Annotated in this window: 17 protein-coding genes; 7 read left to right on the forward strand and 10 right to left on the reverse strand. The window is 54.7% G+C overall.

Annotated elements, in window-relative coordinates:
• Positions 1-128 precede the first annotated feature (128 nt).
• From RID21_RS27075 to RID21_RS27090, 4 genes are all read left to right on the forward strand, one after another.
• Entirely contained in the window at positions 129-1952 is a 1824-nt protein-coding gene (locus tag RID21_RS27075) for a M3 family oligoendopeptidase (protein ID WP_350194400.1), read from the forward strand.
• 305 nt (positions 1953-2257) lie between these two features.
• On the forward strand, positions 2258-3454 hold the full coding sequence (metX, locus tag RID21_RS27080; protein ID WP_350194402.1) for a homoserine O-acetyltransferase MetX: 1197 nt from the start codon (positions 2258-2260) through the stop codon (positions 3452-3454).
• An 86-nt stretch (positions 3455-3540) separates the two neighbouring features.
• Positions 3541-4194, forward strand: a complete 654-nt coding sequence (gene metW, locus RID21_RS27085; protein WP_350194403.1) for a methionine biosynthesis protein MetW — start codon at positions 3541-3543, stop codon at positions 4192-4194.
• Between the two features lie 246 nt (positions 4195-4440).
• Complete coding sequence (locus RID21_RS27090; RefSeq protein WP_350194405.1) at positions 4441-5265, forward strand: ParA family protein; 825 nt, start codon at positions 4441-4443, stop codon at positions 5263-5265.
• Here RID21_RS27090 and RID21_RS27095 read toward each other — a convergent pair whose 3' ends face one another.
• From RID21_RS27095 to RID21_RS27110, 4 genes are all read right to left on the reverse strand, one after another.
• On the reverse strand, positions 5266-6711 hold the full coding sequence (locus tag RID21_RS27095; protein WP_350194407.1) for an oxidoreductase: 1446 nt from the start codon (positions 6709-6711) through the stop codon (positions 5266-5268).
• Positions 6712-6828: 117 nt separating this feature from the next.
• On the reverse strand, positions 6829-7512 hold the full coding sequence (locus RID21_RS27100; RefSeq protein WP_350194409.1) for an SDR family oxidoreductase: 684 nt from the start codon (positions 7510-7512) through the stop codon (positions 6829-6831).
• 29 nt (positions 7513-7541) lie between these two features.
• The gene (locus RID21_RS27105; RefSeq protein WP_350194411.1) at positions 7542-8402 is read right to left on the reverse strand and encodes a ThuA domain-containing protein; all 861 of its coding nucleotides are present in this window, start codon (positions 8400-8402) and stop codon (positions 7542-7544) included.
• Between the two features lie 91 nt (positions 8403-8493).
• On the reverse strand, positions 8494-9207 hold the full coding sequence (locus RID21_RS27110; protein ID WP_350194413.1) for a 3-keto-disaccharide hydrolase: 714 nt from the start codon (positions 9205-9207) through the stop codon (positions 8494-8496).
• Between the two features lie 350 nt (positions 9208-9557).
• On the opposite strand from RID21_RS27110, the gene RID21_RS27115 reads away from it, so the two are divergent.
• Positions 9558-9839 carry a hypothetical protein gene (locus tag RID21_RS27115; protein ID WP_145042887.1) on the forward strand — a complete coding sequence of 94 codons (282 nt, stop codon included), beginning with the start codon at positions 9558-9560 and terminating at the stop codon, positions 9837-9839.
• Positions 9840-9939: 100 nt separating this feature from the next.
• Here the strand turns inward: RID21_RS27115 and RID21_RS27120 are convergent, their stop codons facing one another.
• From RID21_RS27120 to RID21_RS27135, 4 genes are all read right to left on the reverse strand, one after another.
• The gene (locus RID21_RS27120; RefSeq protein WP_350194415.1) at positions 9940-10602 is read right to left on the reverse strand and encodes a septation protein SpoVG family protein; all 663 of its coding nucleotides are present in this window, start codon (positions 10600-10602) and stop codon (positions 9940-9942) included.
• A gap of 38 nt (positions 10603-10640) precedes the next feature.
• A complete protein-coding gene (ispE, locus tag RID21_RS27125; RefSeq protein ID WP_350194417.1) occupies positions 10641-11555 on the reverse strand; it encodes a 4-(cytidine 5'-diphospho)-2-C-methyl-D-erythritol kinase in 915 nt (304 codons plus the stop codon).
• Between the two features lie 241 nt (positions 11556-11796).
• Positions 11797-18768, reverse strand: coding sequence for an excinuclease ABC subunit UvrA (gene uvrA / locus RID21_RS27130; RefSeq protein ID WP_350194419.1), 6972 nt, complete (start codon positions 18766-18768; stop codon positions 11797-11799).
• Positions 18769-18856: 88 nt separating this feature from the next.
• Positions 18857-19261, reverse strand: a complete 405-nt coding sequence (locus tag RID21_RS27135; RefSeq protein WP_350194421.1) for a hypothetical protein — start codon at positions 19259-19261, stop codon at positions 18857-18859.
• A gap of 174 nt (positions 19262-19435) precedes the next feature.
• Between RID21_RS27135 and RID21_RS27140 the strand changes: the two genes are divergently transcribed.
• Positions 19436-20455, forward strand: coding sequence for a DUF368 domain-containing protein (locus tag RID21_RS27140; RefSeq protein ID WP_350194423.1), 1020 nt, complete (start codon positions 19436-19438; stop codon positions 20453-20455).
• Between the two features lie 13 nt (positions 20456-20468).
• Here RID21_RS27140 and RID21_RS27145 read toward each other — a convergent pair whose 3' ends face one another.
• Both RID21_RS27145 and sppA read right to left on the reverse strand, forming a co-directional pair.
• Positions 20469-22805 carry an FG-GAP repeat domain-containing protein gene (locus RID21_RS27145; RefSeq protein WP_350194425.1) on the reverse strand — a complete coding sequence of 779 codons (2337 nt, stop codon included), beginning with the start codon at positions 22803-22805 and terminating at the stop codon, positions 20469-20471.
• A gap of 77 nt (positions 22806-22882) precedes the next feature.
• The gene (gene sppA, locus RID21_RS27150; protein ID WP_350194427.1) at positions 22883-24691 is read right to left on the reverse strand and encodes a signal peptide peptidase SppA; all 1809 of its coding nucleotides are present in this window, start codon (positions 24689-24691) and stop codon (positions 22883-22885) included.
• Between the two features lie 320 nt (positions 24692-25011).
• On the opposite strand from sppA, the gene RID21_RS27155 reads away from it, so the two are divergent.
• A complete protein-coding gene (locus tag RID21_RS27155) occupies positions 25012-25821 on the forward strand; it encodes a hypothetical protein (protein ID WP_350194429.1) in 810 nt (269 codons plus the stop codon).
• Positions 25822-25828 lie beyond the last annotated feature (7 nt).

The following is a 25828-nucleotide window of genomic DNA, read 5'->3' on the forward strand; positions in this document are numbered from 1 at the left end:
GCTGTGGGAAGATTTCTCTCGCACCGAAGGCCAGCAAATACCGGCTGCATAATTGACGGATTTACTGTCGATCTCATACATTCAATGAATTGATAACCGACACATCCTTTATTTCGGGATTCCTCATCATGACTGATACTGCCTCCTATCCGCTGACCTGGGAACTGGACTCGCTCTACCCCAATCCTGCACAACCCGAGTTCACCGCGATTCTGCAAGATTGCAAAAGCGCACTGGAAACCCTGGTGGAACGTGTGGCGCAGCTGGCCGATGCCGGGAATCCAGAGCAGGACGCAGCACTCTGGGCCGATTTTCTGACAGACTACCAGGCAGCGACTGCAGAACTTTCGGGGCTGTTTGCGTTTCTCGAATGCTGTTGTGCCGAGGATGCTCATAACAAACAGTACCAGGTGCTGATGGGGCGGCTGGCCAGTATTCGTCCCTTACGCGAGAACATCGAAACACAGCTGCAACTGACACTCCGCGAGCTTTCCGCGGAAACCATTCAACAGTTCTGCGAACAGGAACCACGTCTGCAGGAAATTCGGTTCTTCCTGGAAGAGTCCAAGCGGGGTGCGACCCTGAGACTTCCCAAGGAACAGGAAATTCTGGCTTCCGAACTGGCCGTCGATGGTTTACACGCCTGGGGACGGCTTTACGATCGGCTCTCCGGGGATCTGAAAATCCAGCTCATGGAAAAAGGGGAACTGGTAGAACGGTCTCCGGGACAGGTGCAGTTCGATTCTCCGCAACGGTCAATCCGTGAAAATAACTTCTATGCTGCAAACATAGCCTGGGATACGATTGCTGATTCGTGTGCCGATGCGTTGAATCATCTTTCGGGCACGCGACTGACACTCTACAAACGGCTGCCAGTCTCCGACCACCTGGATGCACCGTTGATTTACAATCGCATGCAGCGGAGCACACTGGATACCATGTGGTCTGTGATCTCCGAGCGGAAACAGAAGCTGGTGCGCTTCCTGGAAAAGAAAGCAGAGCTGCTGGGACTGTCACGACTCTGCTGGTATGACCTGAATGCACCGTTGCCCCTGGCCGGAGCGGAATCAGCCGAGCTGACCTACGACCGTGCCTGCGAATTGACGGTCAACTCATTCGCCGAGTTCAGTTCCGACCTGCGGGACTTCGCGGAACGGTCTCTGCGCGAGCGCTGGATTGAGGCGGAGAATCGGGCTGGCAAACGTCAGGGGGGCTTCTGCACAACTCTGCCTCTGCAAAAGCAGTCCCGCATTTTCATGACCTTCACGAACTCGGCCGACAGCATGTCGACGCTGGCGCACGAACTGGGGCACGCCTATCATTCCTACGTGCTGAAAGACGCCCCCTTCGTGTTAAGCGATTACCCGATGAACCTGGCAGAGACAGCGTCTACCTTCGCGGAAGCAGTATTGGGTGAGCAACGTTTAAAAGCGGCCAAAACCCGCGACGAAGAGCTGCAGATTCTGGATGGCATGCTGGGAGACTCTGTCGCCTTCATGATGAATATCCATACCCGCTTCCTGTTTGAAGACCGTTTTCATCAGGAACGTGCCTCTGGGGAATTGACTCCAGAACGCTTTTCCGAGCTGATGCTCACCGCTCAGCAGGAAGCGTACATGAATGCCCTGGACGACTCCGGCTGGAATCCCAGCTTCTGGATTTCCAAGCTGCATTTTTACATCAGCGAATTACCGTTCTATAACTTCCCGTACACGTTTGGTTATCTGCTCTCACTGGGGATCTATGCCCTGGCAGATACGTTCGAGGATCAGAGCGAGTTCGCAGATAAATATCGTGAACTTCTGATTGCCACCGGCTGTCAACTGACCGAAGACGCAGTGGCCGGGACATTTGGTTACGACCTGAGTCAGGCTGAATTCTGGAACAAAAGTATCGATATTATCGATCGCCGCGTCGATCGTTTTCTGGAGCTGGCCGACCAGGCTGACTGAAGATCAGATCAGTGACTCCGAGAGTGGCGCGGAAATCCAAATTTTGCGGAATCCGCGGAAAAAACAGACTTTCAGTAAAACCAGCCTTAAAATGCAGAGAGATCCACCTGTATTACTGCCGCAACGTGTCGAAATTCCACAACTGCTGCGGTATACTGGTGCACTCTGCAGACCAAATATCAAGAAATTATAGCCGGCTTCCGCTCCTGAACGAGCAGCCGGATCTGCCTCTAAACCACGGCCGTTTCTCTGGATAAGATTCGTGTCTGGTCTTTTTGCAGGACTACTGAGAAATATCACTTTCCATGGCTACGCAACAGGAACTTTCAGAAACCCGCCAGCATTCAGGAGTCGGTCTGGTTCAGACCCGACTTGCGACTCTGTTTATGCCCCCCGACTGGCTCAAGCTGGCAGGAGGTGGCGAACTGGGTCCGATTCAGGTTGCCTATGAAACGTATGGCACCTTGAGCCCTGAGAAAGACAATGCCATTTTCATCTGTCACGCTCTCACCGGTGATGCCCATGCCGCCGGTTATTACGAAGACGATGATGAAAAAGCCAAACCGGGCTGGTGGGACGAGCTGATCGGCCCCGGTCGGACCCTGGACACCGATAAGTATTTTGTGATTTGTGCGAACGTTCTGGGAGGCTGCATGGGAACCACGGGGCCCGGAAGCGTCAATCCGGAAACCAATCAGCCTTACCGCCTGAACTTCCCCTTCATCACCGTGGGGGATATTGTCGAAGTCCATGCGGCTCTGACTCGACAGCTGGGAATCGATCAACTGCTGGCAGTGATCGGAGGCAGCCTGGGAGGCATGCAGGTACTGGAGTGGGCAGCACGCTATCCCGACCAGTTGCGAAGCGCGATTTGCCTGGCATCCGCGGCACAGCTCTCCGCTCAGGGCATCGCATTCAATGCCGTTGGTCGACGGGCCATCAAGACAGACCCCGAATTCAAAGATGGCGAATACGAACGGGGTGCCGGCCCGCGGTACGGTCTGGCCCTGGCCCGCATGATCGCTCATATTACCTACCTGTCGGACCAGTCGATCGAAATGAAATTCGGCCGACGTCTGCAGGACCACGATACATTCACCTACGAAATGCTGCCCGAGGTGGAATTCCAGGTGGAAAGCTACCTGCACTACCAGGGAAAACGGTTCGTCGAACGCTTCGATGCGAACAGCTATCTCTACCTCACGCGGGCCATGGATTATTTCGACCTGGTCTCGCAACATGGATCGCTGACCAAAGCCCTGGGACGAACCAATGCCCGGTTCCTGATCGCCTCGTATGATTCCGACTGGCTGTTTACCACAACACAGAGCAAGGAAATCGTCCGGGCATTAATCGAATGCGGCAAGCACGTTTCATTTATTGAACTCAAAAGCCCCTTCGGTCATGATTCCTTTTTGATTGAAATTGAACAACTGCAGAAACTGATCACTCCTTTCCTGGCACAAGCCTACGAATCGAGACTGGCGGAGAAACAGAGCTGACTGCTCCCCTGAACTATCTCTGCAAGCAGAGAGATCAGAATACATAAGAGTAAAACAATACCATGTGCGCACAACATCGATACTGTATGGAGGACCCGTCACTGGATCTGACCGACAAGCTGCTGATGGAGCAGATTCAGCCGGGCAGTCGTGTGCTGGACCTGGGATGTGGTGATGGGCGGTTGCTGGCTCGACTCCGCGATGAACGCGATGCTTCCGTCTTGGGCATGGAAATCGATATCACGCAGCATCATGGTGCCATCGCCCGGGGTGTACCGGTGATTCAGGCTGACCTCGATGAAGGTCTGCACGACATTCCGGATCTGGCGTTTGACTACGTCGTCTTGAGCCAGACACTGCAACAGGTTCTGCACCCCAAACAGCTGCTGGAAGAAATGGTCCGCGTTGCCCGCCAGGCTCTGGTCGTGGTTCCCAATTTCGGCAACTGGCGTATCCGCCTGCAGGTCTTGAAACAGGGACGGGCACCGGTGACGGAAGTACTGCCTTATGAATGGTACAACACCCCTAACCTGCACCTGATGTCAATGCACGACTTTCAGGATCTGATGCGAATCCTGGGGATCGAAATCCTCAAGGAAATTCCGATTATCAAGCATCGCGCGGTGGAAAAAGCCTGGCTGGCGAACTTGCGGGCTCAGCAGATTCTGTATGTACTCCAGCGTCAGGAACAGACCACAGAGCACGCCCCGGCCAAACCTGCTACCCCCCTGACCTTCTGAGGGCATTCCCCGGTCAGCGGATCTCCAGACGGGGAACAGACTTCCCGTTTCAGGCTCTGTTTCGGGGCAGGAATTCCTGTTTCCCTGAATCCGAAAACGCGATATACTGCCCCACCTTCTGGCCTGAGCAGAGAACAGGCCACAGGGAGCCGGTATAAACCATGTCTCCCTAACGTGATGTAATATCACCACTTGAGACAAATTCAGCGACTCGTTTTTTAAAGAGAAAGAGGGAAGGGACTCCCGATGCGTATCATAGCCATCATGAATCAAAAAGGGGGCGTCGGCAAAACCACATCCAGTGTGAACATGGCTGCCGGCCTGGCAATGCAGGGAAAAAAGGTCTGCCTGGTTGACCTCGATCCGCAGGGTCACGCCTCGTTACACCTGGGTATTGAGCCATACGGAAATGTGCCGACCGCCTATGATGTATTTTCCGGGTTCAAAACGCTGGCTGAAACACGACAGCTGGTCGCGAAAAACTTATGGGTCGTGCCTGCGACACTCGATCTGGCTGCCACGGAACTGGAACTGGTCGATGCCGAAGACCGGGAAATCGTCTTGCGTCGGGCCATTCAGAAAATGGCAGACACCGAGCCGTTCGATTACCTCATCATGGACTGTCCGCCTTCACTGGGCGTACTGACGATCAACGCTTTGACGGCCGCTAATGAAGTGATCATTCCGCTGCAGCCGCACTTCTTCGCGTTGCAGGGTCTTTCCAAGCTGTTCGAGACAACAGCTTTGGTACGACGTCGCCTGAACCGGGACCTGAAGGTCTCGGGTGTGGTCCTGTGTCTGTATGAAACCGGAACCAGACTGGCGGCTGACGTGACCGATGACCTGTGTGCCTTCCTCAACGAAAGCGATCCGGAAGCGCCCTGGGCCAAAGCCAAAGTTTTCCAGAGCCGGATTCGTCGCAACATCAAGCTGGCCGAAGCACCCAGTTATGGACAGTCTGTATTTGACTACTCCAGTTCCTGTCCGGGTGCCAAGGATTACGCCGGCCTGGTCGAAGAGATCATCGCCGACGAACAGGCCGAACAGACGCCGATTCAGCAGGCTGCCTGATTACTCTTCAGCGGCTTTCTGCTTCGCTTCCAGTTTCGCTTTGGCTTCTTTCCAGAGCGGATCGTAAACCTCTTTGTCGAACGGAGGACATCCTGTGGGATACTGTCCCAGTGGATGATCCTTCGTACGCATGAGGTTGGTGCAATAAGAGAAGGTCCGGCAGACCGTTTTGCGTTTGAGCTTGCCTTCTTCCTGCAGCAGCTTCGCAAACTCCGGTTGTGACAGCGTGGCTCGTCCCATGCCGACAATCGAGATCTTGCCCTGCTCCACATTCGCCGCAGCAGCATGCATGGCAAAGTCCTGCAACCAGCTGTAACCACTGCCCACCACCGGAATATCGGGAACGGCCGCCTGAATCTGTGAGGCAATCCGGAAGTGCCGGGCCACACCGATCAGGGGATGTTCGGGAGCGTAATAGCCATCGGTCGGAGGAAATTCTGCGGGCCGTACAATATGTGGATTGGCGTAGGGATTCCCGTTGGAAATATTGATCATGCTGATGCCCCACTCTTTGAGCAGGCGAGCCACTTCGAGTGGTTCAGTCAGATCTTCCTGAAGGTGATCGTCGGGATTGGTGCCGAAGGCAGTCTGCAGTGGTAGTTCATGCGGGCAGGGTTCACCGATGAAATCATCTCCCGCGCCCTGATAGGGAATGCCGTCGTAACCGTTCATGCGGGTGGCGATTACGAGACCGGGGCATTCTTCGCGAATCCGTTGTATCACGTTACGAACCAGGCGGGTCCGGTTTTCGAGCGATCCCCCGTACTCGCCGGGACGGTTCTTCGCAGCCAGCAGCTCTGAGAGCAGGTAGCGATGGCACTGTTTGATATCGACGAAATCGACGCCGATTGATTGTGCCAGCTTCGCGGCGGTCACGTACTGGTCTTCGATGCGTTTCAGATCGTCGTCCGACAACAGCGGATAGCTGTCGTCTACGATCTTACCGGTCGCTTTATCGACGGTGCGTGGATCCAGCACCTGATCGTGGGTGGCCAGCAGAGGTTTTTCGAAGCTGAAGCGACCGGAGTGCGTCAGTTGCAGACCGATGACCTGCCCGGTGTCCGAACCAAAGACTTCTGAATGTGCTTCACGACATCCGGCCAGCATTTTCTCCAGGGCGGGTGCGGTCTGATCGTTGATCATCAACTGGCGGGGATTCATGCGGGCTTCCGGACCGATGGCGGTCGCTTCACCCCAGATGAGCGATGCCCCGCCGGCACCGAAGCGTCGATAGCGACGGTAAGTCAGTTCATCGGGAAAGCCATCGGTGGTGCCGTCACAGCCTTCCATCGGTTGAATTCCGAGTCGGCTTTTCGCCTGCAGATGGCCGATCTGAATCGGTTCATAGAGAACCTTAAAATTGTCTGAAACTTCGATCGGGCAGCCCAGGCGTTCCGAATCAGCAACAACATCTTCCGGTGTCTTATATTTAAAATATTTGGCCATAGCAGGTGACTTGGTACGTATCAGGAGGGTGATCAACGGCTGTTCAAAATAGACGCTCCCCGAGTGTACTCAAAGCGGGGGCGAATTACCATTCAGCCGGGTTGCTGCGGACAGCAGTTAAACGGGCACGGTCAAAGACTGACCATTATCGCGGGCTGAGAGCCCCAACAGATAGGGAACGGCCACGGCGGCCCATTCTTCCGCGGTGGGATAGTGGTCGGCATGCGAGCCGAAACAACTTTGCAGCAGACGCGTGTTGATGATTCCCGGATTCAGCGGGACGGCTGCCATCCCCGGAGGCAGTTCCTGAGCCAGCGACTGGGTCAAACCTTCCACGGCCCACTTGGTGGCACAGTACGAGGCCACTTCACCCGAAGCCGAACGTCCCCAGCCCGAACTGAAATTCACGATCACACCGGATTCTGACTGCAGCATCGCGGGGACGAAGTGACGAATGGTATTAATAGTCCCTTTGATGTTCACATCGATGATACTGTCGATGTCGGCCGCGGGGATTTCCCAAAGCGCCGCATTCTCATTAATGACCGCCGCGTTGTTGAGCAGCAGATCGGGGGGACCCAGTTCCGCGATCACCGAATCGGCCCAGGCCTGCACGGCCTGATCGTCGGCGATATCCAGCGCGGTAAAATGATGGGGCTTGCCGAACTGATCGGACAACTCGGCGAGCGGTTCCGGGGAGCGGCCACAGCCGGCCACTGTGTGACCAGCTGCGATGAACTCCGACACCATTGCCCGTCCCAGTCCCTGGGTGACGCCGGTGATGACGATTACTTTTGACATGACGGTTTCCTGTCCCTGGCCGATGGCACTTATTTCTTTTCAGCAGCCTTCACGGCGGCAGCGGCTTTGGCGTCTTCCTGTTTTGACAGTTCCGGATTGACGGGAACCGCAGCCGGTGCATCGCCGCGAATCCATTTAATCGCGCCGATGACGGAATCCAGAAATGCGGGATTGGTCCAGGTCGAAGGGTTGTGTCCCATGTTGTTCACGAAGACTTTGCCCTGCCCCCAGTCCTTGGCCCAGGCGACCGGGACCTGGTAGGGACGCTTGGGGTTACACTTCTCCATATTCAGGCTCATCAGCACATGCACTTTTTCCGGCTGCCAGTTTTTATACTGATAGATTTCATCTTTGACCTGGAATTCTTTCCCGAAAGGCTTCATGGCAGGGAAATCTGTGTTGTGCACGGTGATTGTCACCGTATTTCCAGCGGTCCAGGGATGGCCGTTGAAGGATCCGCCGATCATATCCCAATAAGGTTCGTAGGACTTGTAGGTATCGGTGGCTGAGTGAAAGCCGATAAAGCCGTGGCCTTTCTGCTTCAGCCAGTCATTCAGAAAATACTGCATGTCTGCTTCTTTAATGGGCAGCATGCCCGTGGTGTAGAACATGACGATGTCGTAGTTCTGTAGATTTTCTTTTGTGAAGTCGGCTGCGGCATCCTGCGTACAATCGACGGTGAACAGGCCCGACTGCTTCCCGAGTTGGATCATCGCGATTTCGGAAGGAGACAGCTGTTCTTTCTCCCGTTTGACGGAGCCGTGGGTATAACCTTTGCTCTGGGTGAGCATCAGGATACGGGTCTTGGCGTCGGCTGCATCGGCAACACCAGTCACGGTCAGCAGGGGGAATATCAGCAGACAGCAGACTGTCAGAAATCGAAAACTCATGGTGGTCGCTCCCAGTTGAGAATGAAGGATACGCGGAAGTCAGATCTCACTATATTAAAAGAGATCAATTCCCGATTGCAAAGCAGCGGGACTAATCGGTCAGTTCCTGGATACGGATATTGCGGAACTCAACCGGGTTTCCCTCGGACTGCAGCCCGAAAAAGCCGTCTTTCAGCTCACTTGGTTTGGAAGTGGCGATCTCCGTTCCGTTCAGAACCGAAGTTAAAGCGCCGTCTTTGCAGACGACTTCAATTGCATTCCACTCGCCTATCGGCCGACGCACTTTTTGCCGGGCTTCCGGATTATCGGTGACTTCGAGGGTGATGTCTTTGCTGTTTGATTTGATGTGTGCCATCTCAGAATACTTACCCTGTACTTCGAGGCACTTGGGCCAGACGCGATTTTCGCCTGTGATATAGAACAGGAATCCTGTGTTCGGATCGGCATTTGTTTCAGCTGATTCGGGGAAGCGATACTCCAAACGAACGGTACAGTTTCCGAGTGCAACGCGTGTATAGATATAACCGCGAGGCTGTCCCTGGCAGGAAATGATTCCGTCCTTCTCAGTCCAGTTTTTACCGGAGACCGGTTCTTTCGATTTTCCGGCGAACTCTTCAAAGTCCTTCAGATGCAACAGGGTAAATCCGTCTTCGACTTCGAATAACGATTCGATTGTTTTTTCAGGTTCATCGATGGCGGGTACTTCATTCAGCGCTTCTTTTTTCTGTTCTTCCGTGGGGCTTCCACAGGCAGACAGCAGACAGGTCAACAACATCAATAGAACAAAGGAAAGCTGAGTTTTCATAGATCAGATTCTTTCATGAAGGTCAGGCATACTTTCTCTGCTCCCGGCCCAGAGCGTAACACTGTGAAGATTTATCGTACCCAATCTGCTTAATGCACTGAAGTCTGGCGTCCCCTGTTCCAGTCAGGATACATATAATCGATACATTTTTCTCGGGCCTGGCAGATTTACTGAATTCGGTAATCAAGAGATGCAGGAGATCCCGCAGATTTTGCCGATAGAGATTATGTACTCTCCCTTAACTGATTCGCCTCACAGGATGACTTAGGCACCATTGGCTGAAGTCGAAATGCTGTGCAGGATCAGGCAGCAATAATTTCAGTATCCTACTGAGATAGAAATGGGCTATCATGCAACAAGTAATGATCTCTCCCCCCGAGGATCAAGCGAGGACGACCAGTCACACCTGTGCCTCGCTGATCAAATCGCAACCGGCCGGCCAGGCTGATAAACAACAGGACCTGAGTATTTCAGTACTGGAATGGCTTAACGCAGAGTTGAGAAAAGAGGTAGAAAAGCAGGAAATCGTATCGTTTCAGCCAAACGAGAAGATGATCGATCGTTTGCAGAACATGCTGACTTCCAAAGCGACCGGCATCACCATTATGGTGGTCGGTTTATTCATCATGTAAGACGCAGCAATCTGAAGGGTAATCCGGATTCGTGTAACAGCTACTGATTCTGCTATGTATGCAGCGCTCAGCCGCATAGCAGGATCAGCAACAGGTGGAATCAGACGATTCCTGAACCGAAAGAGTCTCCCTGCGCACCCGGCTCACGATTCTGCGAAGTAACCCTGTCGGCAGCTGGCTGATCGGCTGGATTATGATGAGGTGGTTTCCCGTCTGAACGGTCCTCAGCAGCATCAATTCGAAATACCTGACCGTTCTTGCGGTGAATGGTCGATTCCGTGCGGGAGGGCTGGACCTGTGGTGTCTCGTCATAGTCCTCTTCGTAGGGTCCAAGCCGCGCGTAATCTTCTTCGCCGAAATCGTCATAGCGGCAGATGTAGCCATCCTGCTGCGCGGAGACGCGCTCTTCCTCATATGCCTTGAGGACCTCTTCCTGAATCAATTCACGGCATTCGGAATTGATGGGATGCGCGATGTCGGCATAGAGACGGGCACGACCGGCGTCATCTTTATCCGCCCGGTTTTCATCCAGACGCACGCCACACTGGTTACAGAAGGAGGCGCGCAGATGGTTCTTGGTATGACACTTGGGACAACGATCCATCAGCTTGCGGCTGGGCATCGCCACGAAGGCACCTTTGGCCCCCTGAATGATTTTCAGATCCCGGATGACGAATGAGACGTCGAAAGTAATTGAGCAGAATGCCAGCAATCTTTCGTGTGGGTCATTCATCAATTTGATGCGTACTTCACTGATCTCCATGGCCTCACTCCATTTGTGCCAAATTTAAAATTGCTCATCTATAGTCGGTTCTGGACAACAAATACATGCCCTTTCACTGTGGATCGCAATCGCGCAGCGACCTGGGAAGCCTGTGCCCGATTCTGGCAGACACCAAAATAGGCCGTTCCGCTTCCACTCATCATATGCCCCAAAACAGATTGTTTTGAGAAGTAATCTTTTAAAATTAATATATCCGAATTCAGCTGTTCCGCAGGCACCTGCAGATCATTCAACATGAAGTGGGAAATTGAATGAAACTGCCCAGAAGCCAGATCACGCGTCAGACGCTCAACCTGATTATTTGAGTGAGTTCCTACTCGACACTGCCGATAAACGTCCGCCGTGGATAAACCCGACTGGGGTCGAGCAATCACAAAGTGGAGACATTGGGGAATGGATACGGGTTCGATCAGTTCACCTCTTCCCCGACAGATGGCTGCATTGCTCTCTGTGAGAAAGAACGGAATGTCACTCCCCAGCTCGGCCGCCAGACCTCGTAATTCTTCAGGCGACAATCCCAAATGCCAGAGTTGATTGGCAGCGAATAAGGCCGCCGCTGCATCGCTTGATCCCCCGCCGAGTCCAGCCTCTGCAGGAATGCGTTTAATCAACTGGATCCGCAATCCCTGCTGTGTTCCCGTTTTTGCCTGAAGTAACCGGACAGCACGCACTACCAGGTTATCTTCACCAGTCGGGATCTGCTGGTCTGTGTCTCGTTGGGGCTGAAGTGAATTCGCTTCGGCAACACTCAACGCAACTTCTGTTGAAGGATCCTCCGTGAAAACCAAAGTGTCGTATATACCAACCGACAGCATCAACGAAGTAATGTCGTGAAAACCGTCGGGGCGCTTATTATCGATGCTTAAGAACAAATTTAATTTGGCAGGAGCATGAACTGTAACGGAACGTGAATGGGGATAAGAAAAGAGCATCCGTCACATTTCCAAAATTCCTGCGGAACGAATTTCTCGTTATATAAAACAGGTCCTCACATCATGAATTGTGAGAGATAAGAGCGGCTTGACCTGATTTCAATTCGATTGCGATACGACGTTATAGTTTAAAGATGACTACAACGCTGATTATCGTATCTGTTTATTGAAATTTCGTCAACATCTTTTCCCCAGCGAGGGGATTTACTGCTGGTATAACAGAGTCCGTTGATGGTTTCTCTCAACCGCTGACTGACTTCAACAGTTGCTGAAATGCCTTCGATTCGACCTGCGCCGACTTCGTAAAGCGAATGCGGGCCTGCTCGTTACCGCGAGAATCGGTTTTGATTTCGCGTTCACTTCCCAGATCAGCAATTTTACCCAGAGTAATTTCTCCGTCGGCGGCCCGAAAAGTGACATCCACCCCTTCCCGCCGCTTCGTATGGATTGTCAGAAACGGTTTGCGTTTGCCGGCCTGAACAAAATTGACCAGTGATTTGCTGTCCCATTGAATCGACGAATCAGCATACGTTTTTTCCAGCACCTCGAAGAGGCTTTCCAGCAGTTCCGGATCCCAGGCAACCCGCTTGTTATTGGGGAAGCCTTTACGGGAGAGATGCCATTTCTTTTTAAGCACCTTCCAAGGCATGATTTCGTCCGGTTTGATCTCCTCGCGATGAATCAGCCCCAGGAACGATTCTGCCGCCGTTTCCAGAAATTCCTGGAAGGCCGGTGTTTCGATTTCTTCCAGCCAGTGGATGGTCAGTGTGACTTCCTGCCAGGGTCCCTTGAGATTTTTGACCCGCACCCGATTAGACCGCCCGTAAATGGGAAGTTCATCCAGATCGTCCAGCGATTTCAACGCGAGTTGCTCCCGCAGCGGTTCCTGCTGGAACGTATTACGTTTGACGCGGAAGCTGAGCCTTAACAGCCATTCATCGCCGGTGTTCGCGTGCAGGAACCAGCCCTGTTTTTTCACTGGACCGTTGACTTCGACAATACTGCGATGGTTCCAGTTGATCTCGCCGAAGCCGTCCTTGTTCTCGATGAAATCAATGATCGATTCGAGTGCGGCACCTTCCCACTGACAGGCGGCCCCGGAAAGCGAAACGTGATCCTGGGTATGCCAGCGACGACCATCCTGCTGCCAGGGCATCTGGGCGTCGCGCCCGATCTGTTTGAGATCGAGGTCCCCTTCCTGTTTTTCGCCGAGGCTCTGTGCATCGAAGACTTCGCGCTCAGTTCGTTGACCGGAAGCGAGAATCGGCTGCAGAATCTCGCCGGTATACGATCGGAGCAGGACCGGCTGTTTTGATTTGCGGGTACTCCGGGACTTCGTCTGCTTCTGATAAGCCTTCGCGTGTTCGACCAGCTTTTCGGGTGTGCCGGCGGCGATGATCTGACCGCCGCCGCTGCCGGCTTCCGGACCGACGTCTACCAGCCAGTCTGCGGTTTTAATCACATCGAGATTGTGTTCGATGACAATCACCGTGTTGCCGAGTTCCACCAGGCTGTTTAAGACTTTGAGCAGCTTGGCGATATCGTCAAAGTGGAGACCGGTCGTCGGTTCATCCAGCAGGTAAAGTGTCTTACCCGTATTGGGACGTGCGAGTTCTGCTGCCAGCTTCACCCGCTGCGATTCACCGCCAGAGAGAGTGGGGGCAGACTGTCCCAAGGTGAGATAATCCAGGCCGATGGCGCACAGGGTTTCCATCGTGCGTCGGATGGCGGGAATGTTGCTGAACAGTTCCGCGACTTCACCGATCGACATCTCCAGCACATCCGCGATGGACTTGCCTTTGTATTTGACCGAGAGTGTTTCCTGATTGTAACGTTTGCCGTTACAGGTCTCACAGGTGACCCAGACATCGGGCAGGAAGTGCATCTCAATGCACCGCTGACCGTTGCCCTCACAGTCTTCACAACGGCCCCCGGATCGGTTAAAGCTGAAGCGGCCAGGCTGATAGCCGCGCACTTTCGCTTCCGGCAGTCGTGAGAAGAGTTCGCGGATCTGATCGAACACGCCGGTATAAGTCGCGGGGTTCGAAGCGGGGGTGTTCCCCAGCGGACGCTGATCGACAATGATCGCTTTATTGATCTGATCCAGTCCCAGCAGATCCTGGTAGGGACCGGGGGCTTCCTTGGCGCGATGCAGTTTTTTCGTCACGGCCCGGGCCAGTGTTTCTTCGATGAGCGAGCTCTTACCCGATCCGGAAACGCCTGTAATACAGGTGAATGAGCCGAGTGGAATCTGAAGATCGACGGACTGCAGATTGTGGTGACGGGCGCCGGTCAGCTCCAGCCAGTGTCCGGTGGGCGAAAGCGGAACATCTGCTTTCCCCTGCTTTTCATAGATCACACGCCGCTCACTGGGGATGGCAATCGTCCTCTGATCGGCCAGATACTGACCGGTCATGGACTTTTTACTCCGCTTCAGCTGCTTCGGGGAACCTTTTCCGACAATCGTGCCGCCAAAGCGGCCGGCACCGGGTCCGAAATCATAGAGACAGTCAGACGCTTCAAGCACTTCGCGGTCATGCTCGACCATCACAATTGTATTGCCGATGTCTCGCAGTTTTTTCAGCGTGTTAATCAGGCGGGTGTTATCACGGGGATGCAGACCGATAGTCGGTTCGTCCAGCACATACAGAACCCCGGTCAGTGAACGTCCGACCTGCCCGGCCAGGCGAATGCGCTGACTCTCTCCGCCGGAGAGGGTCGGCAGCGGACGGCTCAAGGTGAGGTAATCGAGCCCCACATCGACGAGGAACTGCAGACGACTGGTGGCTTCCTTGATCAGGTCGCCGGCGATCTGTTTTTCACGTTTGTTGAGTTTCGCCTGCTTGATGAACTCGAGAGCGGCCTGCAGCGGCAAATCGCAAAACTGGCCAATCGTCTTTCCCTGGAAGCGGACGGCGGCGGCATCCGTGCGGAGTCGGCTGCCATTACAGACCGAACAGGGTACTTCGCCGGTCATCTCGTGCAGACGACTGCGGAACGCGAACGACAATCGCGAGGCTTCCTCAATCGCCGGGTAGAGCCCCTTAAACTGGAACTGGATTTTGCCACCCTCGTCCAGGGGGATCCAGCGTTCTTCATCGCCGTAGAGAATCACGCGTTGCTGTTTGACCGTCAACTGATTGAAGGGCACGTCCAGGGGAATCCGGAACTGCCGGGCGATGGCCTCCAGTGTCTGCGCGAACGCAGCGTTGGTACGTGGATCGGGCCAGGCGGCAACCGCGGCTTCGCCCAGACTCCGGTTCGGATCGGGAATCAGTTCCGAGAGATTCGTCCCCAGTTCGGTTCCGAGGCCTTCGCAGTACTCACACCAGCCGAGCGGACTGTTGAACGAGTAATTGTGGGGCGTCAGCTCTTCGAAGCTCTGACCACACTGTTCGCAGAAGTAATACAGGCTGAACGTTTCGAAATCCCATTCCGGTTCCGGCACATCGTCTTCGCAGTAGCAGGCATACATCAGCCCTTCCCCGAGAGCCAGCGCTGATTCGACAGAGTCTGCGATGCGGGAGCGGTTTTTGGCAGCCACGGTGATGCGGTCGATCACAACTTCGACTTCATGGCGACGCCGACGGTCGATATCGGGAACGTCTTCCAGGCGATACGTGGTGCCGTCAATGCGGACGCGACGGAAACCCTGTATGTTGAGTTTCTCCCAGAGCGTGTCGTATGCCTGCCCGACATTGATATCGACGGGAGCGAGAATCAGCAGTTTCGTCCCCTCTTCCATATCCAGAATTCGCTGGATGACTTCGTCGGTGGTTTGAGTTTCGACGGGAACGTCACAATCGGGGCAGTACATCTTCCCGAGCCGGGCGTAAAGCACGCGAAGATAATCATAAATCTCCGTGACCGTACCAACCGTGGAACGGGGAGAATGGCCGGTGGTTTTCTGCTCGATGGCGATCGCCGGAGAGAGGCCGTGAATGTGTTCGAATTTGGGCTTGGGCATCTGTCCCAGGAACTGCCGGGCATAGGCAGACAGCGATTCCACGTACCGCCGCTGGCCTTCCGCGTAGAGCGTATCCATCGCCAGTGAACTCTTACCGCTTCCGCTGGGACCACAGAAGACGTTCATCTGGTCGCGGGTGATCTGCACATCCAGATTCTGCAGGTTGTGCTGGCCGGCACCACGAATCGTGATCTCCCGGCTGTCTTTGGGAGAGGCGCCGTTGGATTTCGGAACGGCGGACTGCCAGCGATGGTGGGGATTATTGAGCGTGAGTGTCTGTCTGCCTCTGGCTTTCGCAGGTGGTTTGGCAGGGACCAGGTCGGTCTGTTCTTTCAGCGCGAGCCCTGTATAAGACCAGGGACAGGCGGCGACTTCTTCTGGTGTGCCCTCGATCAGGATCCGGCCTCCCCCTTCGCCCCCCTCGGGCCCCAGGTCGATGACCCAGTCTGCGGTTTTAATCACGTCCAGGTGATGTTCGACGACGAGCACCGTATTCCCGGCATCGGCCAGGTGGTGCAGGACCTTGAGCAGCAGTTTGACGTCGGCGAAATGCAGACCGGTGGTCGGCTCGTCCAGTAGATAAAAGGTGTTTCCAGTAGAACGTTTCCCCAGTTCGCGGGCCAGCTTGACCCGTTGGGCTTCACCGCCGGAGAGCGTAGGCGAGGGTTGTCCGAGCTTCAGATAATCGAGGCCGACATCGTGCAGGGATTCGAGCAGCTTCAGAATCTTGGGGACGTTCTGGAAATGTTCGATTGCCTGCTGGATGTCCATGTCCAGGACTTCCGCGATACTCGCGCCTTTGTAGCGGATCTCCAGGGTTTCGTGATGGAAACGACGGCCTTCACAAACCGGACAGGGGACCCAGACATCCGCCAGGAAGTCCATCTCCAGCTTGTTGGCACCGTGGCCTTCGCAGGCTTCACATCGTCCGCCGGGCACGTTGAAACTGAAGCGTCCTGCTTTGTAGCCCCGCATGCGGGAATCGGGCAGTTTGGCATACAGGTCACGAATCAGGTCGAAGACTTTGACATAAGTCGCGGGATTCGAACGCGGGGTTCGTCCGATGGGAGACTGATCGATGTCGATGGCTTTGTCGATCAGTTCCAGGCCGGTGACTTTCTGATGTTCGCCGGGGTTGCCCTTCCCTTTATTGACGTTCTTATTTAAGACTGGCCAGAGAATATCGTTGATCAGAGAGCTCTTGCCCGATCCACTGACGCCGGTCACGCAGATCACCCCTTTCGTGGGAATCCGCACATCGATGTCTTTCAGGTTATGATGTTTGGCGCCCTTGATGTGGAGCGACTCTTTTTTGACCAGCTTGCGACGGGTTTCCGGGATCTCAATTTTCTCTTTGCCCGACAGGAAGGCGGCTGTCACACTCTCTTTGGCTTTGAGGACATTCTGATACGTGCCTTCCGCGACGATGTAACCTCCCCGCACACCGGGGCCGGGACCGAAGTCCACAATATGGTCTGCAGCCCGCATCGTCTCTTCATCATGCTCGACCACGATGACGGTATTGCCCTGATCGCGAAGATCACAGAGACTTTCCAGCAGCATGGTATTGTCGCGGGGATGCAGGCCGATAGAGGGTTCATCGAGAATGTAGACCACGCCGACCAGTCCACAGCCGATCTGACCGGCGAGTCGGATCCGCTGGCTTTCTCCGCCTGAAAGAGTCGGGGCTGTGCGATCGAGGGTCAGATAATTCAGTCCGCAGCGTAATAGAAAGCCGAGTCGCCCGCGGATTTCTTTGAGAACTTCTTCTGCGATCAGCAGGCCGGTCTGATCGAGGTCCAGCGATTCGAAGAAATGGGCGGCCTCTTCGATGCTGAAGGCACAGACTTCCGGCAGCGTTCTGGTGACCGGGTCCTTATCTTCCTGTTCGGCATAACTGAGCGAGGCAATCCGGACGTGTCGTGCCTGCGAGTTGAGCCGGGTCCCCTGACAACTGGAGCACTGCACGAAATCCATATATTTTTCGAGCTGTTTCCGACGCATCGGGTTACTGGTTTTGCGATAACTTTCCAGCAGCTCTTCGACATAACCGTCCCAGGTGCCGCCGTGCTTCCAGACCCCGCCGGAATGACGCCAGCTGAATGTGATGTTCCGCTCCCCCGTTCCAAACAGGAACTGCTGCTGAGCCGCCTCGGGAAGTTCATTCCAGGGGGTTTTGAGGAAGCTGTCTTCCGGCATTTTCAGGTCGCGTTCGATGGAGCGGGCAACGCCCTGGTAGATATGCCGTCGCCACTTGCCGACTTTGCTCAAGGGCCCCAGCAGTTCGAAGGCCCCCTTTTGAATTGACTTAGTTTCGCTGGAAAGAATCGCATCCAGCGGGAAGTCGTACCGCATTCCGAGCCCGTTACATTCGCCACACATCCCGAGCGGACTGTTGAAACTGAAGAGCTGCGGTGTGGGGGGTTCGTAGCTGATGCCACAATCGGCACAGGCGTAGCGCGAGCTGTAGAGTTTTTCGGGTGCGGGCTGGTCTGTCTCCTGCTGTCCCGGCTGCGATTTTGACGAGACTTCCTCAACGACGATCAGCGTCCCGTTCGACATTTTGAGTGCCAGCTCGACCGATTCGGCCAGTCGGGAGCGACTGACTTTGCCTGCGACCAGGCGATCGATGACCACTTCGATGGTGTGCCGCATCTGGCGATCGAGTTGCAGCTGATCGGAGAGCTGGACCATGCGTCCGTCGACACGAGCCCTTAGAAAGCCCTGTTTGAGCAGGTCTTCGAAGAGGTCTTTGTATTCCCCTTTCTGCTGCTGGATGAGCGGCGCCAGAATAGAATAGCGGGTCTTATCCGGCATCAGGCCGATGGAATCGATAATCCGCTCGCTGCTCTGCGACGTGATCGGCTTGCCGCACTTTTCACAGTAGCCCTGCCCGACCCGGGCGAAGAGGACACGGAGATAGTCATAGATTTCGGTAATGGTGCCGACGGTACTGCGCGGGTTGCGACCGCTCATCTTCTGTTGAATTGAAATGGAAGGGGCCAGTCCCGAAATGGAATCGACCTCGGGCTTGGGCATCTGTCCGAGGAACTGCCGGGCATAGCTGGAGAGCGATTCGACGTACCGCCGCTGCCCTTCCGCGTAGAGGGTATCGAAGGCGAGTGAGCTTTTACCCGAACCACTGACGCCCGTCATGACAATCAGGCGATTGCGGGGCAGCTGCACACTGACATTCCGCAGGTTGTGCTCACGGGCACCGGTAATGATGATATCTTTTTGTGACATGGACCGCGTTATACCAAACGGCTGACGCCGGGTTTGAAAACAGCTGACAATGAGGGGATCAAATCGAGCACGGGATTGCAGGGTGGAATCAGATCAGACCATCTCCGAATGATTCGTCTGATTCTTCCGCGGGCTGATCCGGTTCTGCGGAGGCGGACGACTCTGTCTGCTCAGAACTTTCCTGTGGTGAGGCTGCTTCCTGCGCCGTGATCGATTCGGGCTCGACGACGGGTTCGGCTTCCAGGGAACGGGCCAAGGCTGCAGCACGCTCTGAGGAAGACTGATCGCTCTCTGCCGTTTCAGCAAAATCGAAGTGATAGGGATCTTCGTGCAGTTTTCGCTGTTCCTCGATCAGCTGCATGAAGACGGTTTCCCCGTTGACCTGAGTCGATTTGGCAACCACGTCGCCGCTCAAACGGATCGTCTGACCGGTTTTCGGGCATTTCCAGAGTCGCCTGACATCGAGGTCCAGCTTTAATCCGGGGCCTTTCATACTGTCTGTCTCTTTGCTGATGGAGGTTCGAAAATCAACACTTTTCAGATGTGTCTGACTAGATTACACTCTGCAACACTATGAAACATACCTGATGCCATATCTCCGGTTCAATTGCTGGCGGCAAAATAATTGGATTGGAAGTTCTTTTGTTCATTAGATCAAGGTTTATCGATGTCTGATTCCGAGCAGTCTGAACCAGGTTCCCCTTCCCGTTTTCCCGCACGTGCGGACCTGATTCAGGTGGGACGGGGGCTGCTGATGGGGGGCGCCGATATTATCCCCGGCGTTTCCGGGGGAACGGTGGCGTTGATTCTGGGCATTTATCAGCGACTGATTACCGCGATCAGCCATTGTGACGCGCGGCTGTTTCAAATGCTGCTCCGGCGTGAATGGTCGGCTGCAGCCCGGCACCTGGATCTGCGGTTCATCATTCCCCTGGGGTTTGGCATTCTGACCGGGGTCGTCAGCCTGGCGAGCCTGATGCATTACCTGCTCGACTACCATCTGCAGCTGACGCTTTCCCTGTTTTTTGGTCTGATCCTGGCTTCGAGTTTCCTGGTCGCCCAGATGGTGCAGCGCTGGACCGTCTTGAACGTGCTGGCCTTCATTGTCTCCACGATTGGTGTATATATTCTTGTGGGAGAACATTCGATTAAGCCGCCTGAAGGGAATTGGTATGTTTTCTTCTGTGGCATGATCGCAATCTGTGCGATGATTCTCCCCGGCATCAGCGGCGCGCTGATCCTGATTCTGCTGGGCAAATATCACGATGTGACCGGACTGCTGAAGACGATTCCCAGGGAACTGCTCAAGGGAAACATTGACTGGAATGGCCTGCTGACGGTGCTGGTGTTCGTGCTGGGCTGCCTGCTGGGACTGATTCTGTTCAGCAAGGTGCTCCGCTGGCTGCTGCACAACTATCACACACTGACGATGGCCGTGCTGTGCGGGCTGATGGTTGGTTCGCTGAGACGGATCTGGCCGTTCAAGGTGGATGTCACGCCTTACACCAGCGATCAGACTCCGGAAATGGTTCCGTTCAAGCACCGGATTTACGAAAATATCTGGCCGGAATCATTTGGCGGGATGTTCTGGTCATCGATTGCACTCATCATCGTGGCGGCCCTGCTTGTCTGGGGGCTGGACCGCCTGTCGCAGAAATACGCGATGCACGATTCTTCAGAAATGTAAGCCGACGGGGATTTTACTTCCCATCATCCTGCGGGTAGAGCAGTACGCGGTCGTGACAGAGTAGAATCAGATCTTTGCGATTGTCGCCCGTCACATCGGCGATGACTGCTTCACGGGGATCGACGCCGGTTCGGTTGGAGCGGGAAAAGGTTTTCTCTTCGAAGATCTTGAAATTCAGTGCGTGGCGTAAGCCTGGTTTGTCTTTGAAATTCAGAATTTCAACCTGGTGCGTCCGCAGATCGAGAATGACCACGTCGGGAGCACCGTCGCCGTTCAGGTCTCCTGCAACGGAATCGGTAAAGTAGGCCTGGGGCAGTTTCGATTCATACGAGGCGACCTCTTTGAGAGTGGGCGGAGTCTGACCGGAGTACAGAATTCCGAACTGACCGCGACCGAAGAGGACGAGGTCAGGCCGCTGGTCTCCATTCAGGTCAGCCACGTGCGCTGAGAGCAGCGGAAACTCACCGATTTCGACTTCCTTCCAGGGACGATAGACGTTGGCTTCTTTACGGAGGATCCGCAGTTTCTGGACACCCAGATCGATGAGCACGATTTCGTCACCGGGCTCTCCGTCGAGATCCATATTCACGGCGCCTTCCACGCGGGCCTTGCTTTCGGGGGCATTGAACTGATCGACGACCTGCCATTGATTGTCGGAATTCAGAATCAGTCTGCGGGCGAAGTTGTTCTGGGCAGTGAGGATCCAGTCCCGTTTGGGACCGCCGATAAAAATGGACTCAGGCTTGATTTCATCGAGGTTGATTCCGCCAGACGGTGTGATCAACTGGGGAGTCTGTTTCGGCGTTAACGTAATCATTTTGGGTGAGCGGGAGAGCCCGTAGAAGGCCATCAGCTCGTAGATGCCGTCGCCGTTGGCATCCAGTTTGACCAGCGACTTGGGTGAATCCAGATTCGGCGGGTCGCTGGGGAACTGATATTCGCTCCAGCTGCCATCTTTGTTCAGTCGCAGGGCCTGCAGTTGGTAGCTGTAGCCGCGTTTATCGCCGACCTTCGCGACATAGATCAGTTCGGGTGACTGATTCCCGTCGAGATCCGCCAGTTCGAATGCCAGCGGTTCGCCTTTAATGGGGAGCACTTTGGGGAATGAGAGCCGCTGTGTGTCCAGCGCACTCACGCCGATGATCTTTTCACGTTCGCTGAGCACAAAGACTTCGCCTTTGCCGTCGCCGTTAACGTCTTCAACGCGGAGCTGTTCAACTCCGAGCAGGCCGGGATAGGTCTGCCCCAGATCCAGGCCACGGTCTTTGGTCTGCAGGTAAACGAGCATCTGTGCTGTTTCGGGATCGGAAACGACGACATCTGTCAATCCGTCGCCATTGATATCACCGAGGTCAAACCCCCGGTTGCGTCCGGAACCTTCTTCGCCAAACCCGTAGAGGGTGAGCCGTTTGGAGATTTCACCATTTTTTGCCTGGGCCTTCTCTAGCTGCTGTACTTTGAGGCGACCGGTCTGGGAATCGATGGTGAGGATTTCCGAACCCGGCTTGCCGTCAATTTCTGAAAGTGTGACCGAGCGGGGGCTGGAGAGTTCGAAGCGGATTTCCGGTCCCAGGTGGCCATCCTGTTTCTGTAGACGGGCACAGAGGACCTGATCTTTGCCATCGCGCGTGGCGTAGGTGAAGTCATTGCGGCCATCGCCGTTGAGGTCAGCGATGGAAGCCAGGCCGAGCTTGGGTGACGTATTCAGGATGGAACGGGGGGTTGCGAAGTCGCCCTTTTCGTCCTGCAAAATGACGTAGGTGTGATTGGTGCCGAGCACGATGAGGTCGGTCCGCTGATCGAAGTTCAGATCTCCGGCAGCAATCGTCCATTGCGTAGGCTGCAGGTCCGCCAGGCGAATTCGTTTCCGATCAGACCAGCCGCCATTCTCTGTCTGGTAGCGGATAATCAGTCGGTCAGGGAGTGCGAGGTATGCCAGATCGTTGCGGCCGTCGCCGTTAAAATCGCCAACCGTGAGTGCGGAGATGGAGACATCTACTGGTACTTTGACATGTTTGAAGCGGGCATCATCGGGAATGAAGTTCACGCCATCGCTGATCTCGTCAGTCGTCGATTCATCCTTACCGGTACGCTGCTGCAGGATATCGATGCGGCTGTTGCTGTTATCGATCAGAACCAGATCATTCAGCTTGTCTCCGTTCATGTCGGCGGCAAGCATATTGGAAGAACGATCAGAGAGCTTGAAAAGTTCCAGCGGCTTGAAACCGTAGTAGTCGGCGAGCCGGGGCTTCTCGTCTGCAGAGACGTATGCGGTCATGCCTCCCAGCAGAACCAGCGAGAATACCACCAGGAATGATTTTCCACCTGCGATCTTGAAGCCCTTAAACATCCTGTCTCCCTGCCTGCTGAATTCTGATTCTATATGTAAGTCGATCTCGATTCGATCAACGGCTAAGTCTCTGTTGCTTAATTTACGCGAAGATCGAACGGCATGATAGTCAATGTCTTCTCGCGTGACAGCAGATTGATCAAATCAAACTTTTTCAACTGCTGTGCCAGCTCCGGAGAGAGCAGATTCAGCATGCTTGAGAGCTGACTTGATTGACGGCTCTGGGTATCGGCGGTTCCGAACAGCTGTTCGAAGGGGCTGGTCGGGCGTGGGAGAATCAGTTTCTCGAATTTGTCGCCTTCGGGAATCTTACCGAGCTTGCGGGCGTATTCGATCGCTTCTTCCAGGGTTCCCAGTTCATCGACCAGACCGATTTTCAGAGCCATCTCGCCGGTATAGACGCGACCGCGGGCAAGCTTCTCAAGCTGGTCATATTTCATTTTGCGGCCCTCAGCGGCTTTCTCGGTGAACTGCTTGTAAACCGCATGGAGCAGTTTGGTGACCGCGGCCTTTTCCGATTCTGTGAAGCCGGTCATCGGGCTGAAGGTACCGCTGTTCTTACCACGGGAGATCACACTGGTGGTGATGCCGATCTTGTTATACAGGCCTTCGACGGCCAGTTTGCCTCCAACGACGCCGATAGAACCTGTAAGTGTTCCCGGTTCCGCGAAGATCCGTTCCGCTCCCATGGAGATGTAATATCCGCCACTGGCGGCGACATCGCCCATGCTGACGACCAGTGGTTTTCCGGATTCTTCCAGGGCCCGCCACATCAGGTCGCTGGCCAGGGCACTGCCGCCCGGACTGTCGACGCGAACGACGATCGCTTTGACCTGGTCATCATCGGCTGCTTTCTCGACGGCTTTGATGAATGTGTCTGAGCCGAGCACGTTGACTCCGAAGAGTCCCCCCTGTGAGCTGGAACCGGACATGATGGCACCGGTTGCATAGATCACGGCGACGCGCGGTCCGGAACCGATCCGCTGTGAGGAGTCGATGCCGGCCAGCAGGTCCATGAGCTTGATCAGCCCTGCAATCCCGGAGAAGTCGGTATCGAGGCGTTTCTTCGCATACTTTTTGATGATTTTGACGTCTTTATTTTCGTCTCCCCCGGTAATCAGCTTTGGCAGCTGATCTTCATAGGCCAGGTGGTCGATTAAACCACGCTCCTTTGCGTCCGCTGCCATATAGGGGCCGGCATCGATGGCGGCTTCGACTTTAGTATCGGCCAGACCGCGGTCCTTGGAAATCGTATCGACAATCTGCCCATAGTAGTTGTCCAGGATCGCTTCCATTTCTTCGCGGAAGGCGGGGCTCATATCGGTGCGGGTATAGGGTTCGGCGGCCGACTTGTATTCACCGACTCGTAATATATCTGGTTTGACATTCAGCCAGTCGAACAGGTTTTTATAAAAGCTGACTTCCGCCCGCAGGCCGAGCAGAATCAGCGAAGCCGATTCGGGCATGACGATTTCATCGCAGGCGGTGGCGAGCAGGTAATCCTTGGTCATTCCTGATTCAATCCAGGCGTAGACCTTCTTGTCATTCTTGCGGACTTTCTGGATGGCCTGGCGGATTTCATTCAGTTTGGCCCAGCCGACAGAAGTCCCTTTGATGTGCAGAATCACCCCGGACAGAGATTTGTCTTCGGAGGCTTTTTCCAGCCGCTGCGTCAGCTTGGAGAGTGACTCGGTGACATCACCAAACAGCCCGGGCATCTGGGGGCCTTCGGGATAGTCTCCCTTGATAATGATGTGCGCCCAGTTTTCGCGGATGGGCTTGGATTCCTCTTCCGCGGCGGTGGCCACATTCTGGAACAGACAGAAGCAACATCCCCAGATCAGCAGGAGGGCAAACCAGCGTTTGTTTGGAAAAGTGGATGACATCAGAAATCTCCAATAGAGGGACGCATGTATTGTCTGTTGAACAGGCATGAGCAGCCGGGAGGCCGGATACGCCTCACAAACATTAAAATCGTATTCATGACTATAAGCAGTCTAAGTCGAACAACGTACCACGGTCAAGAAAGAGTTGACTGATGCTCCCGTTATATGAGCTGAATCCGGTCTGGTTGTGAATTTTCGGGCAGGAAAAACTAAAAAGTGTTGTCAGCGGATGGCGCTTTTGTCACACTAAGATCTGTGAATGGCATGGTTCTCTGCCAGACCCGCTCCGATTCCTTAACAACTCTGGTTTACCCGCAATGATGTCTGTCCGAACATTTCTGCTCTCTGTCATCTGTGTTCTTGCTTTTTCCAGTGCGCTGCCTGCACAGGGACTTATCTGGGAACTGCCTCCCGATGGCTCCTGGGTTCGCTTTGAAGGCACTTATGAAAAAGAGATGCCGGGTCCTGAATCGAACGACCTGAATGTCAAGCTGCAGTGGACGCGGCACCTGGTAATCAGTTCCGTGGGTTCGGAGATGGCCGAATTCGATGGCGAACAGACAGCCTGCCGCTGGCTGGAATTCAAAACCACCACCGGCAAAGCAACCGAGTCCGGCATCGCTCCCGGAGTATCCGGTCCGCGGATCTACAAAGTGCTGGTTCCGGAAAAAGCGATCAACGGCGAGCTTGTCGATCAGAGCAAAATTCCGGTCACGTTCCTGCCGATCGTCAAGGGATACCGCAAAGTCGGCGACCGGGCTGTTGAACCATTGAAAACCAACGTGCTGCGGTTCTACCCCATGATCACCATGCTGGAACATTACACCCAGTGGGATTCGGTCAGCGAACCGGCGATGGTTGACATTCCCACCGGCGCTGTCACCGCCCAGGCTTACAAAGGGACCTTCAGCAGCGAAAGCACGACGACGCGTTCCAAAAACGAAGGCACGATCTGGCGGACGAAACAGATTCCCTTCGGCGTGGCCAAGTGGACTGTGGATGTCACCCGCGACACCAAGGGGGGCACGCAGCCCCGCTCTGAATTCAAGATGACGTCCCGCATCCATGTCGAGATGTCGGCCCACGAAGTCGGACAGAACGCCGAAACCGAGCTGCCCGCCTCGCGCTAAGGGTGAT

Origin of the sequence: Gimesia sp. (assembly GCF_040219335.1) — a bacterium.
Taxonomy (GTDB): domain Bacteria; phylum Planctomycetota; class Planctomycetia; order Planctomycetales; family Planctomycetaceae; genus Gimesia.